Origin of the sequence: Rouxiella sp. Mn2063 (assembly GCF_049319665.1) — a bacterium.
GTDB lineage: Bacteria > Pseudomonadota > Gammaproteobacteria > Enterobacterales > Enterobacteriaceae > JBMOUD01.
In genome coordinates this window covers 473,567-489,336 of sequence record NZ_JBMOUD010000001.1, presented here as the reverse complement: position 1 = coordinate 489,336, position 15,770 = coordinate 473,567, and the positions used below count along the sequence as shown (strand labels likewise).

General features: G+C 38.5%; 13 protein-coding genes. 4 read left to right on the top strand and 9 right to left on the bottom strand.

All coding sequences use genetic code 11. The annotated features are described in order from the left end of the window. Window positions 1-2: 2 nt before the first annotated feature. Genes hisA through hisIE form a run of 3 tightly spaced genes read left to right on the top strand, consistent with a single transcriptional unit; the run spans window position 3 to window position 2,130 of the window. A complete protein-coding gene (gene hisA, locus ACL9RG_RS02055) occupies window positions 3-740 on the top strand; it encodes a 1-(5-phosphoribosyl)-5-[(5-phosphoribosylamino)methylideneamino]imidazole-4-carboxamide isomerase (RefSeq protein ID WP_422790893.1) in 738 nt (245 codons plus the stop codon). Further along, the gene (gene hisF / locus ACL9RG_RS02050; protein ID WP_422790892.1) at window positions 722-1,495 is read left to right on the top strand and encodes an imidazole glycerol phosphate synthase subunit HisF; all 774 of its coding nucleotides are present in this window, start codon (window positions 722-724) and stop codon (window positions 1,493-1,495) included. The genes hisA and hisF overlap by 19 nt, the downstream gene beginning before the upstream one ends. Window positions 1,496-1,518: 23 nt before the next feature. Beyond that, on the top strand, window positions 1,519-2,130 hold the full coding sequence (hisIE, locus tag ACL9RG_RS02045) for a bifunctional phosphoribosyl-AMP cyclohydrolase/phosphoribosyl-ATP diphosphatase HisIE (protein WP_422791168.1): 612 nt from the start codon (window positions 1,519-1,521) through the stop codon (window positions 2,128-2,130). A gap of 109 nt (window positions 2,131-2,239) precedes the next feature. Here the strand turns inward: hisIE and gndA are convergent, their stop codons facing one another. Then, window positions 2,240-3,649 carry an NADP-dependent phosphogluconate dehydrogenase gene (gndA, locus tag ACL9RG_RS02040; protein ID WP_422790891.1) on the bottom strand — a complete coding sequence of 470 codons (1,410 nt, stop codon included), beginning with the start codon at window positions 3,647-3,649 and terminating at the stop codon, window positions 2,240-2,242. 269 nt (window positions 3,650-3,918) lie between these two features. On the opposite strand from gndA, the gene ACL9RG_RS02035 reads away from it, so the two are divergent. After that, the gene (locus ACL9RG_RS02035; protein WP_422790890.1) at window positions 3,919-4,917 is read left to right on the top strand and encodes an acyltransferase family protein; all 999 of its coding nucleotides are present in this window, start codon (window positions 3,919-3,921) and stop codon (window positions 4,915-4,917) included. Between the two features lie 101 nt (window positions 4,918-5,018). Here the strand turns inward: ACL9RG_RS02035 and ACL9RG_RS02030 are convergent, their stop codons facing one another. From ACL9RG_RS02030 to rfbC, 8 genes are all read right to left on the bottom strand, one after another. Further along, window positions 5,019-5,819 (bottom strand): glycosyltransferase, encoded by an 801-nt coding sequence (locus ACL9RG_RS02030; protein ID WP_422790889.1) that lies wholly within the window; start codon window positions 5,817-5,819, stop codon window positions 5,019-5,021. A 242-nt stretch (window positions 5,820-6,061) separates the two neighbouring features. Next, on the bottom strand, window positions 6,062-7,318 hold the full coding sequence (locus ACL9RG_RS02025; protein WP_422790888.1) for a glycosyltransferase: 1,257 nt from the start codon (window positions 7,316-7,318) through the stop codon (window positions 6,062-6,064). Window positions 7,319-7,328: 10 nt separating this feature from the next. Beyond that, a complete protein-coding gene (locus tag ACL9RG_RS02020) occupies window positions 7,329-8,951 on the bottom strand; it encodes a glycosyltransferase (RefSeq protein WP_422790887.1) in 1,623 nt (540 codons plus the stop codon). A gap of 1 nt (window position 8,952) precedes the next feature. Beyond that, complete coding sequence (locus tag ACL9RG_RS02015; protein ID WP_422790886.1) at window positions 8,953-11,634, bottom strand: methyltransferase; 2,682 nt, start codon at window positions 11,632-11,634, stop codon at window positions 8,953-8,955. Window positions 11,635-11,636: 2 nt separating this feature from the next. Further along, entirely contained in the window at window positions 11,637-13,016 is a 1,380-nt protein-coding gene (locus ACL9RG_RS02010; protein ID WP_422790885.1) for an ABC transporter ATP-binding protein, read from the bottom strand. After that, window positions 13,006-13,827, bottom strand: a complete 822-nt coding sequence (locus tag ACL9RG_RS02005) for an ABC transporter permease (protein ID WP_422790884.1) — start codon at window positions 13,825-13,827, stop codon at window positions 13,006-13,008. The genes ACL9RG_RS02010 and ACL9RG_RS02005 overlap by 11 nt, the downstream gene beginning before the upstream one ends. Before the next feature lie 48 nt (window positions 13,828-13,875). After that, window positions 13,876-14,751 carry a dTDP-4-dehydrorhamnose reductase gene (rfbD, locus tag ACL9RG_RS02000; protein WP_422790883.1) on the bottom strand — a complete coding sequence of 292 codons (876 nt, stop codon included), beginning with the start codon at window positions 14,749-14,751 and terminating at the stop codon, window positions 13,876-13,878. A gap of 63 nt (window positions 14,752-14,814) precedes the next feature. After that, on the bottom strand, window positions 14,815-15,354 hold the full coding sequence (gene rfbC, locus ACL9RG_RS01995; RefSeq protein WP_422790882.1) for a dTDP-4-dehydrorhamnose 3,5-epimerase: 540 nt from the start codon (window positions 15,352-15,354) through the stop codon (window positions 14,815-14,817). Window positions 15,355-15,770 lie beyond the last annotated feature (416 nt).

Here is a 15,770-nt window from a genome sequence, read left to right as displayed (position 1 = left end):
CCGTGATTATACCCGCTTTAGATTTAATCGAAGGTAGCGTGGTACGCCTGCATCAAGGCGACTATGGCCAACAGCGCGATTATGGCAATGACCCTTTACCACGCCTGCAGGATTATCAGGCACAAGGTGCCGAAGTATTGCACTTAGTGGATTTAACCGGAGCAAAAGATCCAGCTGCACGCCAGATCCCGTTGCTTAAAAAATTGCTGTCAGGGGTAACTATACCCGTGCAAGTGGGCGGTGGTATCCGTAGCGAAGCAGATGTAGAAGCCCTATTAGCCGCCGGTGCTTCACGCGTCGTAGTCGGGTCAACAGCGGTTAAAGAGCCGGCAAAAGTTCAGCAATGGTTCCAACGTTTCGGCGCAGAAGCCTTAGTGTTGGCTCTCGATGTGCGTATTGATGCGCAAGGTGTTAAACAGGTCGCGATCAGCGGCTGGCAAGAAAACTCCGATGCCACACTAGAACAAATTGTCGAACAGTATCTGCCTTTTGGTTTGAAACATGTGCTGTGCACTGACATCTCGCGCGATGGCACTCTGGCGGGTTCTAACGTCGAGTTATATCGAGAAGTTACCGCCCGTTTCCCGCAGGTCGCATTCCAGGCTTCCGGCGGAATTGGCAATCTCGATGATATTGCGCAGCTACGCAGCAGTGGAGTCAAAGGCGTTATTGTCGGACGTGCGCTGTTAGAAGGTAAATTTAATGTGACGGAGGCTATTTCATGCTGGCAAAACGGATAATTCCCTGCCTGGATGTGAAAGATGGTCAGGTAGTTAAAGGCGTACAGTTCCGTAACCATGAGATTATCGGCGACATCGTACCATTAGCGCAGCGCTATGCTCAGGAAGGCGCAGATGAATTAGTCTTTTATGATATCACCGCCTCTTCCGATGGTCGGGTGGTGGATAAAAGCTGGGTCTCGCGGGTAGCCGAAGTTATCGATATACCTTTTTGCGTCGCTGGTGGGATAAAAACGGTAGAAGATGCCGGAAAAATCCTGCAGTTTGGTGCGGACAAAATTTCCATCAACTCCCCTGCTTTAGCTGATCCAACGCTTATTAGCCGTTTGGCCGATCGTTATGGCGTACAGTGTATTGTTGTTGGTATCGATACCTGGCATGACGCCGAAAGTGATAGTTATCAAGTTCACCAATTTACCGGCGATGCGGCTCGCACCAAAGTCACGACTTGGCAAACACAAGAGTGGGTGAAGGAAGTACAGCAGCGCGGCGCAGGTGAAATTGTCTTGAATATGATGAATCAAGATGGCGTTCGCAATGGCTATGATTTAAAACAATTGCAAATTATCCGCGATGTTTGTCGGGTTCCGCTTATCGCTTCAGGCGGTGCCGGGACGCCGGAGCATTTTCTGGATGCTTTTCAAAAAGCTGGGGTTGACGGTGCATTAGCCGCTTCTGTGTTCCACAAACAAATTATTAATATTGGCGAGTTGAAAAGCTATTTGGCCAATCAAGGCGTGGAGATCCGCTTGTGAATCAACAACTATCAACAACTCAACTGAGCGAACAACAACTCAGCCAACTGGATTGGGAAAAGGTCGATAACTTGCTGCCCGTTATCGTACAACATGCGGTTTCCGGCGAAGTATTAATGCTTGGCTATATGAATCAAGAAGCGCTGTCAGTTACGCAATCAACGGGTAAAGTCACTTTCTATTCACGAACGAAGCAACGTTTGTGGACCAAAGGGGAAAGCTCTGGCAACTTCCTTAATGTGGTTAGTATCACGCCAGACTGTGATAACGATACCTTGCTGATTTTGGTCAACCCAATTGGCCCAACCTGCCACCTTGGTAATACCAGTTGCTTCCACCCAGCGTCCAGTGATTGGGGTTTCCTTTACCAGTTGGAACAGTTGCTGGCAGAACGCAAAAATGCCGATCCAGACAGCTCTTATACTGCCAAACTTTACGCCAGCGGTACCAAGCGTATTGCGCAAAAAGTCGGGGAAGAAGGTGTCGAAACAGCACTAGCGGCCACGGTAAATGACCGTTTTGAACTAAAAAACGAAGCTTCAGACCTGGTTTATCACCTGCTGGTATTGCTGCAAGATCAGGATTTAAATCTCAGCGCCGTAATTGAGAATCTGCGTCAGCGTCATACGAAGTAATACTGATATAAAAGAGTTAAGACATAAAAAAACCGCCGAAGCTTTCACCTCGGCGGTTTTTTATTACGGCATGTTAATCACGAAGCGACATGACTTCGCGATTAGCTAATTAATCCAACCATTCGGTGTGGAATACGCCGTCTTTATCGATACGTTTGTAGGTATGCGCACCGAAGTAGTCACGCTGTGCCTGGATCAGGTTAGCTGGCAGAACCGCTGAACGGTAGCTGTCATAGTAGTTGATCGCAGCAGAGAATGTTGGCGTTGGGATACCGTTTTGAACCGCGTAAGACACGACATCACGCAGTGCTTGTTGGTATTCGTCAGCGATGTTTTTGAAATACGGAGCCAGCAACAGGTTAGCGATAGACGCGTTATCTGCATAAGCATCGGTAATTTTCTGCAGGAACTGTGCACGGATGATGCAACCAGCACGGAAAATCTTCGCGATTTCGCCGTAATGCAGATCCCAGTTGTTTTCGTCAGATGCTGCTTTCAGCTGTGAGAAGCCTTGCGCATAAGAAACGATTTTACCCAGGTACAGTGCACGACGTACTTTCTCGATGAACTCAGCTTTATCGCCGGCAAAGGCTTTAACAGTTGGGCCGCTCAGTACTTTAGAAGCTGCAACGCGCTGGTCTTTCAGAGAAGAAAGATAACGAGCAAATACAGATTCAGTGATAAGAGTCAGTGGCTCGCCCAGATCCAAAGAGCTCTGGCTAGTCCACTTACCAGTACCTTTGTTTGCTGCTTCGTCCAGGATCACATCGACCAAATATTTACCTTCTTCATCTTTCTTAGTGAAGATATCTTTGGTGATGTCGATCAGGTAGCTGCTCAGCTCGCCTTTGTTCCAATCAACGAAGGTGCTTGCCAGCTCTTCATTGCTCAGACCCAGTGCTTGTTTCAACAGAGAATAAGCTTCAGCAATCAGCTGCATATCGCCATATTCGATACCGTTGTGAACCATTTTCACGTAGTGACCTGCGCCATCGGCACCGATGTACGCAACACAAGCATCGCCATCTTCAGCACGTGCCGCGATTTGCTCGAGGATTGGAGCAACCAGCGCGTAGGCTTCTTTCTGACCGCCAGGCATGATAGATGGGCCTTTCAGGGCGCCCTCTTCACCACCGGAAACGCCGGTACCGATGAAGTTGAAACCTTGCTCAGACAGTTCGCGGTTACGGCGAATCGTGTCTTTATAGTAGGTGTTGCCGCCATCGATAAGGATGTCACCTTTATCAAGGTGCGGAGTCAATGACGCGATAGTTTTATCAGTCGCTTCACCTGCTTTTACCATCAGTAAAATGCGGCGTGGTTTTTCTAGCGACTCAACAAACTCTTCGACGGTGTAGTGTGGCACCAGGTTTTTGCCTGGGTTCTCAGCAACGACTTCATCGGTCTTGTCGCCAGAACGGTTAAAAATAGAAACGGAATAACCACGGCTCTCGATGTTAAGCGCCAGGTTACGGCCCATGACCGCCATACCGACAACGCCGATCTGTTGTTTGGACATTAGCAACTCCTGTCTGAAAGATACCCTTGCAGCCACATCATTTATAGGGCTACAAGATTTGTGATGTAGCTGTCATCTTAACTCAGGAACTGCGATGGGGTGAAGCAATTGCTTTGATAGATAGCACTTGGATACACATATAACCATAAGCGCATCGCGTATCTTAATTAGCAAAAAAGGTAAGAAAAAATCATATAACATTAGATACTTTGCCTACTTAGGCAGTAAAATCTAGAAACTAGATTCACAACATATTTTTGTAAGCAAACATGAAAAAACTCATATCACACCAAGACAACTGCTTCGATATAATCAGAATCGTTGCCGCCTTATTGGTTTTGTACTCACATCACTATGCTTTGAGCGGTTTTGAAGAGCCTAAATTCTTACAGTTAGAAAGCTATGGCGAATTAGCGGTAACAATATTTTTTTCAGTCTCAGGTTATTTAATCGCACTATCAGGAATGAGAAGTGAAAGTTTCATTTCTTATATGGATAAGCGGATAAAAAGAATCTTTCCTGCATTGATCGGATGTGCGGTTGTAATATACATTGTAATTGGAAGCGTAATCAATGCAGGTAACATCCAAGATTATTACTCGCATAAACTACTTGTTGCAATTTTAAACTTAATTTCGTTAAAGGGAGCCCCTGCACTAAATTTATCCAACGGTTTTATATACCCTAATGCTATTAATGGGAGTTTATGGACCTTACCTTTAGAATTTAGCTGTTATATATTCTTGGCCGTGGGTCTTTGCTTTTCAAAAAGCTATAAATCCATACTGTTTTTATTAATAACAATGCTATGTTTTTCTATCTATTTTACTTACTCACCAAATAAAACCATATTTTACTCAATACCTGTTCAACACCTTTGTCTGAAAGGTATCTCATTTTTCATGGGGGGGTTATTGGCTTTAACGAAAGATAAGTGGAACATAAAAAGAACCAAAATATTCATGTTCGTCACAAGTCTATTATTGTTGTATATTTGGAAAGGCAGTTTTGAATTTAGTATACTTGCGTATATATTAATACCAATTATTGTAATTATTATCGCCGTATCATTCAAAGACAAAATAGTACATGGTAAATTTGACTACTCTTATGGGATATACATTTACGCGTTCCCAACACAGCAACTGATAATTAATAAATTAAAGACCGGTTTTTTCACAAGTATGTTTTTAAGCACAATTATCACTGTGATATTAAGCATACTATCATGGCATTTTGTTGAGAAAAGATTCTTAAGCAGGAAGTAAAAGTAAGACTGTTTTAATAGGCGAGTATTATAGAACATAATTTTGATAAATTACTAACCATCTCCTGAAAATTAATTTCGAGATGGTTAGTAACTAAATTATTATGGTAATCTATCTAAACAGCGTTGGTTGAATAATCTTCTATCTTTATCAACAAACCATCCCCATTTATTGAAATACTTAATTGCTGAAACAATATGATAAAAAAGACAACGTTTGTCAAAGTATGATCGACGTTGAAACTCATGGGTGATTACAACATCTGGGTAGTAACTTACTGAATAATTGGAGTAGATTCGTCTAGATAGATCTACATCTTCCAAATACAAAAAGAAGCGAGTATCGAAGTAGCCTACATCATTAATAGCTTGATTACTCAATAGCATGAAACAACCTGAAAGAGATGGAGCAGAAAAAGCTTGAGAGTAATCAGCGTTATGCAGCTCATATTTTTTATTTAAAGCATTAGAAAAACGAGGTAGAAAACGGCGAGCAAAAAGATGATACGGTGATGGCAAAAGTTTGCAACCATGTTGTAAACGCCCGTCTGGATAAATTATCTTTGGTATTGCTAAACCTAAATTTTCTTTTTTACTGAAAAGATAAAGTTTTTCCACTTCACCTTTCTCAAAGTAAACATCAGGATTACAAATCAAAAAGTAATCAGTCTGATCTTTAAACTTAGAGAAAACAGTATTATGTCCAAAGCCAAAACCATTATTCTTATCCAATCTAATGGTTTCAATTTTAGGTTCATTCAAATCTAATAACCAGTCACAGTGAGAGCCATTATCAACTATTACGATTTTAGAAATAGAATCTTCTAAAATCAGAGAGGATAACGTTTTTTCCACAACTTGATATTCATGTCGATATAATACAAGAGATGCAATTATTTTCACTGAGCATACCAAATTAAATGTGCGATTAAGTATTTGAGATAAAAAGATGGTTATTCTGAGATAGAGATTATGGTGCAGAGAAAATGTCACATCAAAGTTTATAGATAATTTTCTGAAGTGTTATTATAATAATTGTTTTACGTAATTAAAAATAGCAATGAAAAACCATAATGATTATTTCATCACCTTTAATGCCCGATAAATTGTAGGCATTAAAGGTGATAGTTATTAATTATTGTGTTTTAATTCAAAAAACGGCGTTTAATTCCTTGAACACCTTCATTCTTTAATACTTCCCAGCCCTTTTTGCCAACGGTCAAGGCGACTTGTGGGTTTGTCAGCGAACGCTTGATTAAACCAACAAAACGATCAGTATCAAATTCTGTTGTTCCAGCACGGAAACCAGGAGTTAACACAACACTGAATTTTCTTAAAGCTTCATCTTTGGTTTTTTCATCAAACAGTTCCGCATATTCTTTCGGGCCCTGTTGTAACCACCACTGGTTGAAGGTATTTTCTTCGAATGGGTTAGGGAATGCTTTTTGTAGGTCAACCCTCTCACGGTAGACGATACGCTGTACTTTAGAGATTGAAGAACCATCAGAATGTTGGCCATAGGCCCAAACCACTTTGGCCAAAGGATCTTGTCCAAGGTCTTTCGTTTGGGCAGTGTACCAGTCGATCAATTTATGAACATCAGAGTTCTCACCTGCATTCTTGAGCGCCATAATACGATGCGCGCCACTATCAAATCCTGTGAAATGGTAGAAACCTAAAGGCTGTCCATCTACAAAGTAGTTACCTTGCTGGTCAACAGTAAACTCTCGAGTAGTGAGGTTCCAAGTCGCAACATTGTGACGACTAGAACGCATTATTGCAACGCCATCAAAGAAGGCTGGAACCAAATCGATCCAACGCTGATCGGTAAAGAGACCATTAGGAATATCAGCACGACAGAAATGATAAATACGTTCACCCCACCAAGTCGCAAATGATAGCCCTACATCAGTCGCAGCGACGGCACAGAAACCAAGGTTATAAATACCATGTTTCAAGCTGCAGATTTCATTATCCATTACCGCAGATAATGATGTCTCAGGCTTAGCTTGGTGTGGAGTCAAAACAACATTAGAAGAATCAAGAGCTTCTACAATGTCATCAAGACGAGAAAAAATAACAGTATCTGGGTCAAGATAAATAACCTTTTTACAACCAGGCAACTGTAACAAGCGAGCCAACATGAATGGCTTAATTGCTGTAGCTAACTCGACAATATTGTGGCAATACGCCCATCCTTTCCAATCAGGAATATCCAGTTCGGAAACAGAAACAATTTCATCAAAAGGCTCATCACTTAAGTCGATCTCTGGTCTTTTTTCATCAGCTAAAGCAAGGTGGATAGTCCATTCAGGATGGTACTTACGAATAGATTGAAATAGCATTCTTACCTTTGGAATATAGTTGAATGCAGCACTAGTAAAAACATGAATTTCGGACATACCAGCCTCGTTAGATTGAATATACTTTTTTGTGAAAATGAACCAACTCTTGTAGCACTTTGTCAGCAGACATAGACGATAATATTAAGCCATCTTTATAATGTTTAAGCCGTTCTGCCGGAGCGCCAAGATCAAAACAAGCTACAGGATAGCCAAGTTCCATCATTTCTTGCACAACATAGGAGAAGGTTTCGGGCCAAATCGAGGTAAACAAAATAATATTAATGCCTGAGTTCTGAATTAAATTTGGAAGCTCATCCTGCTCATAAGGGCCAGTTTGTGTTAGCACGTCCGCTGGACATAAAGTCTCGATTGTTCCAACCACAACAATGTCAGCTGGAAAATTAGTATTTTTTATCTCTAGCGCCAACTCCTTAACAAAATCAGCCCCCTTATGATAGCCAATATTGCCAACGACACCAATACGTAATCTTTCTTTTTGTTCGATAACTGCCTTCTCTGTAGAAAAACTAACAGTATGAGGGATAATTTCAACATTTTCAGGCTGAATTTGGCTATAAACACGTCTATAAAGATTCAGCGTGTTTTCTGAAAAGGCAATCAATTTATCAGAGGCAATTATTAATCCCCCCCACTGATCTCGCCATTTATTGATATCACCAGACTCGAACAAAGTGGTGAAACCATAAGTGTTGTTGCGTAGGCAGGACACACATACACGAGGATCAGGTATGTTACAATATTTCCCTTTATCATTTAACAGAAAATGAGAGGGACAAATAGGGAATAAATCATGGGCTAATGTTATTAACTTTGCATTAGTTCTCACTTTTAAATCTATCAAAAAACTAGGTATAGTTTCGGGATTTATAAATGAAACCCCCGTATTATAAATAATTTCTTTGACAGTTATATAGTTTAAAAGATCATAAATAAAATTCAAACTGGGAATGTTAAAACTCAAATCCTGCTTCGAGCTTTTTATTAAAAGCTTATAAGACAATGAACTTATATTAAAAGCTAAAATTAATGCGGAATAGCCTTCAGATATTTTATCTTTGATCAATTGATTACGATAATGGTTGGCCCCCCCTCCCAAATCGTGATCTAGGATAAATATTGTTTTTGCCCTTTCCTTAAAAGGAAGAATACTTGTAATATCATTAGCATTTACAAGCTTCTTATTTTTCGCATTATTACCGAATCGTTTAACCTTCCTATATAATGCTGAGAAAGCCCCTCCCTTTACAAGCATGAAAGCTCGTTTTAGCATCACAAAAAATTGCTTAACAACGACTTTCTTAGGAATATGATTATCATCGACTTGGTGGTCAAAAGAAACAATACTGGATTCAGGAACATCTATATATTCAATTGAATCATCAGAATAAGTACACAGTAATTTTAGAGTTTTTTTATGCTGTGGAGTATTAAATGTGCCATATAAAATAAAACCACAATATGTGGAATATAATGAGTCCGAAAAATAAGCGCCAACATCTTCACGCTTTTTCCCATAATCAATGTTGAGCTGAGAATGTTGGCCATTCCCATATGGCAATATTAAAGAGAGATGTTTGATCTGTTTAGATTCATTAAAAATCCAGCCATAACTAAATACAGTAGTTCCACGCTGAACAAAAGAATCTATCGACCAATGAAGCTCGCTCATTTTAAATCCTTTTACCCTTAAATATATTTGATAATTTCCACAAAAAACCTGACTTTGCAAGTTTCAGTTCATTTTTTATTTTTTCAATTTCGTCCATCCGTTCGATAGCTAGTTTTTCAGCCAACTCTTTAGCATCAGAAATTTTATTAATTTCCTCCAATCGTTCAAATGCTAATTTTTCTGCATAATTCTTCGCATCAGATAATGTCTTTATCTCAGAAAAACGTTGTGAAGCCAAGCTTTCCGCGCTATTTTTCGCATCTGATAACTTATTAATTTCCTCAATACGCTCAATAGCGAGTTTTTCAACCGAATCCTTCTCATTTGCCAGTTTATTGAGTTCATTCATACGCTCTATAGCCAATCGTTCTACAGAGTCCTTCTCATCTACCAACTTATTGAGCTCATTCATACGCTCTATAGCCAGTCGCTCAACTGAGTCCTTTGCATCCGACAGTTTATTAATCTCACCCATACGTTCGATAGCGAGTCTTTCGACTGAATTTTTGGCATCCGCAAGTTTATCAATTTCCCCCATGCGTGCAATCGCTAGTTTTTCGGCCGATTCTTTAACATTTGCTAGCTCATTTAGTTCATCCAGCCGTTCAATTGCTAGTTTTTCAACGGAATTTTTAGCTTCGTACAGGCTATCAAGCTCTCGAACACGTTCAGCCAGTAGCTTTTCAGCATTATCTTTAGCTTCGGAGAGCAAACTTATTTCTTCTGAATGTTTTAATAATAAATTTTTAACGTATTCATTGGCATCAATGAGTTTATTAATTTCAGCCATACGTGCAAAAGCTAAGTTTTCAGCAGAGATTTTAGCATCATTTAATTTATTAATTTCATCTATACGCTCAAAAGCTAATTTTTCTGCATAATTCTTCGCATCAGATAGCTTATTGATTTCATCTATACGCTCAAACGCCAATTTTTCAGCGCTATTTTTTGCATTGTGCAATTCATTGAGTTTGTATATATTACTTTCAGTTAACTGATTGGACTCACTCAAACCAGGCAACGTGTGCTCGGGGTACCATGTATTAATTTTTCTTTCAGAACTGCCTATTGAGTATGCATGGAGATCTGACTCTAGTTTCAAATAGTTATCTAATACTTCATCATCAACCACAAATGAAAGTGCTTCGAACAACTGGCGAATGAAATCGCCTCGAGTGAAATCATATCCATATTCAGGTATGGAAAAGCAAGATACTTTACCTAATAAAGATAATGCTGAGCGAAATACTAAAGCACCTACACTCAATCCATTTTTAGCAAGCCATTCACGTTCGAAATAGTGAGGTTGATTGCCCTCATCGATTATAATGTTTGAAGGTATAGCATCTAGATAGTCATCAGGGATTATTGTATCTTGTTCAATTTTCCCATAATGAAAATCTTCTCTATTTAAACAAACCTCTAAGCACTCTAAGTAATAGAAAAAGAATTTTGCAACCTGAGAAATTTTCCAACCTGGTGTTGTGACAATCTTGACAAACTCAGTTGACAATAACGTCCCTTTGATATACTTCTCACATCCATCAAGTTCAAAATCTATATTATCATCATTTGGTTTTTGGTTTAAATTTAATAAACTACGGTTTACAGTAATACTGTTTTTATCAGCATATCTAAATACTGTTTCCTTACAGAATGAAGTATATCGCTCATTACCATAATGAATTGCCAGAATATCTTCATCAATTGATGCTATAGGTTCAGCACAAGCTACCATTAAAAATGAATTGCTAAGAGGTATTCCAAGTTTATTTTTGAAAACTACAGGCCATGCAAGTTCTAGAACGAAATTTAAATTATTCGGCAATTGCAGATCTGCATGTGCAGACTGTGCGGCAAAAACTGAAGCATCAAAACTACTATCATTTGCCCCTCGGGAAGTAACTACCGATACAGGCAACTTATAATCAGGGAATGGCAGTAGTGTTTCTACTTCTTTCAATCCGACAGCAGATAGTTTTTGAGTAAGAATTTCGTGTCCGAAAGTCTCAGGTTGTTGTTTAGTATAGCGACCTTCTACACCATACATTTTTAAGCTCAAATGATCTTCTGCTGCCCCTGCAAAATATTTGAGGCCTAGTTGATTTTCTATAGCAATAATCAATTTGCCATCGGGCTTAAGCATTTTCTTTATTTTGTTAAGCATATAGATAGCACTATCACTGCCATCGCTGAAAAGATTTGAATACTCCAGCACACCAATTAATGTGACGATATCGAACTTGCTCTCGCACTCAAAATCGTCGAATCGTTCACTCAATACAGTAACATTATCTAATCCACCTGTTCGGGTTCGGGCTATATTGGCACGACGTAGACTACCTTCCAGGGCCAAAATATCTGCCCCCTCTTCACCGAGGAAGCGAGTAATCGCACCGCAGCCTGCGCCAATTTCAAGAATTTTCTTGCCCGGTTGTAATATGGATTTTAGTGGTCGTAATAGATTAGATCGTAAACTCGAAAAATGATACGTAGTGACCCAGTCATTACAACGCTCTCTCAGCTCCGAAGAGGAAACGCTCAGATCCTTCGTATTCTGGACTATATTTAATAATAAATCCTCTTGAGCATCACCATCGCTATATGGAATACCCATATAGTCTGGTCGAGCCCAGATACCTAAATCTTGACGAAATTTGTACTTATTTCTATCTAAAAGCATAATTATTTACCAGAAGGGGAAGTGACTTTCAAACTTAATTCTAGATCTGCTAAACCAGAAAAAGTTTCAACTGTAGGAACTAAAAAGTGAATAACGTCGTAACGTCTATCATGTGGAACAACTTCATCATTTAGCATTGACGCAATACCGATAGAAATAAAATAATCACCGGCCCCTAAAGTATTTATGAATTCAAACTCTGCAACTGCACAAGTGTTTGAGTGCCCCTGCTGGTATGTATCGTCAATATTTAACAAATGGGAATTAGTGTTATAAACAGTGATCCCTTCCTTTGTTTTTATACAGAATCCAATAATTGGATTATGCACATCACTCTCGAACTTCATTGAACAGCGAAGTTTTATTTTCTCTGCTGAATAAATTGTTGATGGATTTAATCTGTCATTTGCATAAAGCTCATAGTCCAACCAACATGCAGCCTTATCTCCCCAACGATATTCATTTTTATTGTAGTTGCTTTTACTATCAAACTTATCAAATACTAGATTTAATGTTTCGGTTTTTTCATCAGATTTTAGTGAATTACTGATAGTCTGCTTTAATGGGGGGACAATACTGGATTCGGTCGATTTTGATTTTGGTATTTCACTTTTTGATTTACCAAACAAAATATCTGTATACATATTAACAGCTATCTTTGGTGAACCTTCGAATAGTTTCTGACCAGAATTTAATAGTACAGCTCGATCACAATGAGTAACAATTTGTTCCCCAGAATGGGTTACCAACAAAATACTAGTTCCAGTATTTTTTAATTGCCGCAATCTTTCGAAGCATTTGGCCTGAAACTTAGCATCCCCCACAGCTAAAGCTTCATCAACAATGAGGATATCGGGATCAATCTGAGCCTGAACAGCAAATGCTAATCTTACCACCATACCACTTGAATATGTTTTAACAGGTTGATCTATAAAATCACCAATATCCGCAAAAGCCGCAATTGTATCGAACTTATTATCTGTCTCCTCTCGACTCAATCCTAATATAGCCGCATTCAAGTAAACATTTTCACGGCCTGTGAATTCTGGATTAAAACCGGAACCTAATTCAAGCAGAGCAGCAATACGCCCTTTTGTTTCGATAATACCACTGGTTGCTGTTAACGTGCCGCAAATAATTTGCAGTAGCGTTGATTTACCGCTACCATTTTTACCGATCAAACCAACGGTTTCTCCCTTTTTAACATCAAAAGAGACACCATTTAGCGCCCAAAAATCTTTGTAGTAGTTTGTAGGCTCTCGGCCTAATGCATTGACTAATTTTGGTATAATGAATTGTTTTAAACGGTCATTAGGACTGTTGTAGATATGAAAGCACTTTTTCACATCTTTGATTGATATAGCTAAATTATCAGAGAACATCAGCAAATCCCTTTCTCGTTTTCTGGAAAACAACAAACCCAAACCAACTAAAGGCCATACATTCTAGCAGATAGACTAAAAAGCCAGTAATTGAAGGAACGGTTCCCCAATAAAATATTTCTCTGAATTGTGAAATAGCAGGTGCCAGTGGATTCAAATCAAGCAATGGCCGGTATTCTTGGGGTATAACAGTAATAGGATAAAAAATAGGAGATAAAAACATTAAGGCAGTAACAAATATAGTAATCATCTGTCCTATATCCCTCAAAAACACACCAAGAGAAGATAAAAGCCAGCCAACACCAACGCAAAAGAATATCAAGGGTAAAAATAGTATAGGGAAAAGTAAAACAGTAATATGAGGAATGCCAACTTCGATAATATAGAATAATAACCAAACAATTATGCTGATACAAGCATGAAATAAAGCCGCAGCCACATTAACCATAGGCAGTATTTCTAATGGGAATATTACTTTTTTGACATAATTTATGTTTGATAGAATTACTGATGGTGATTTTATTGCGCATTCGCTAAAAAAATTGAATACAATAAGTCCCGCAAAAAGCACCAACGCAAATTCAGTTTTAGACGTACTGGCAGAGCTCCAACGAGCATTGAAAATAAAACTAAAAACAAAAGTATATACAGCCAGCATAAATATCGGGTTAAAGAAAGACCAAAGCATTCCAAATAGAGAGCCTTTATATCTACCGGAAACTTCCCTCTTTGTTAAGTTTATAATTAGTTTTCTATTTCTAAAAAAACCAGAAAACAATTCAATTGGTGATGAACTAAATTTATTTTTCATCTAACTACCTTGATCAAAATAATATTACACTCACAAAGTTAAGACGGTTTATTTTGCATATATCTCTATATTGCGCAAAGCTAATTCCCACTGGCTTGGCCCTATATTGAATATGTCATGAATTTTTGTGCAATCCAGCATTGAATTTATAGGCCTTTTAGCTGGTGTTGGGTATTCGCTACTAGTAATTGAATTAACATTTACTTTTTGTGAAATTAAAGAATTTTTATGAGCGAGTTCAAGAATGACATTAGCAAAGTTGGCCCAGTTGGTATAAGGGGCGCCACTATAATGATAAATTCCCCAGTCATTAAAATTTTCTTCACATACTTTTTCTGCAATAAGTAATAAAGCGTTAGCTATATCGCCTGCATACGTAGGCCCGCCAAATTGGTCTCCTACAACATTTAAGGATGTTTTCCCTTCTCCGATCCGTATCATGGTTTTGACAAAATTATTACCATGTTGACCAAATACCCAAGAAGTTCGTAAAATTATATGTCGCTTACAAATTTCGCTTATCGCCAATTCACCAGCAAGTTTGCTTTTTCCATAAATACCTGTCGGTTCAGTTTCATCGGACTCAGAATACAAACCCTCACGGTCTCCACGAAAAACATAATCGGTAGATATGTGTAAAAACTTAGCTCCACAATTATTTGCTTCTAAAGCCAAGTTTGCAACACCGCCACTGTTAATAGCAAAAGCCTGTTCAATCTCAGTTTCTGCACGATCAACGGCTGTATAGGCCGAAGCATTAATAATAACATCAGGTAAAATTGACTTAATAATATTGCCAACTTGCAGATAATTCGTTATATCTAATTGTTTTCTATCAAATGCATATACATCCCATGCATCAGAAACTCTATTAACTAATTCACTTCCAACTTGTCCGGAGCAACCCACAATTAACAATTTCATATATAAAAACCTAGAATACTTTTATTCTGTTAAGTAAATTACGATAATTTAATAAATGTACCGTTAACTTTTATATAATTCAGCCAGTGTTTTTCCTTTAATATCTTTGGCCGACAAAAGTGGATTTTCGATTGGCCAATCAATAGCCACATCTAAATCATTCCAGATTAAACAACCTTCAGAAGTAGGATCATAATAATTAGTGCATTTATATTCAAAGTCAGCAATATCTGATAACACAACGAAACCATGAGCTAAACCAGGTGGGACCCAGAATTGGGTTTTATTTTCCTCGGAAAGAAGAACTCCTTCCCACTGTCCAAATGTAGGAGAATCAGGACGAATGTCGACAGCAACATCAAATACTTCCCCCCGCACTACTCTTACAAGTTTTCCTTGCGGGTTCTGCGTTTGAAAATGAAGACCGCGTAAGACGCCTTTTGCTGAGCGTGAATGATTATCTTGCACAAAATCTAATTCAATCTCTAACATTTCTTGGTATCTTTTCTTTTCGAACACTTCCAAAAAGAAACCACGAGAATCACCAAAAACAGTTGGTTGAATAGTTTTTACACCAGCAATTTTACTTGAAATGATATTCATTTTAGTTTTTCATCCTAATAACAAAACTGACAATAAAAATATTTAATGAAAATAAAATATAAATAAATTTTTTTGATGCAATCATGAATCTATAAAGCCTAATAACAATATATTAAATAGGGACTCCCAAAAAGCTATCGAATCACTATATTTATCTATAGTAATTTTTTTGCATTACCGAGAAAATCTTACAAGATGAAATTGACAATTTACGAATAAGCAAATCACTTCTGACTAGAAAACAAACAATTTTAATGGTGTGGGCACAAAACATCAACCAGCATAGACCAAACGGAATGCTACCGCCCTTGGCTTGCAGTAACCAATAACTGATTATTAATGTGTTGGCGGTTCAACTACATGAATGGCTGCAACTTTAACTATTGGATAAATCTCAATCTTTGACTGCTGCCATG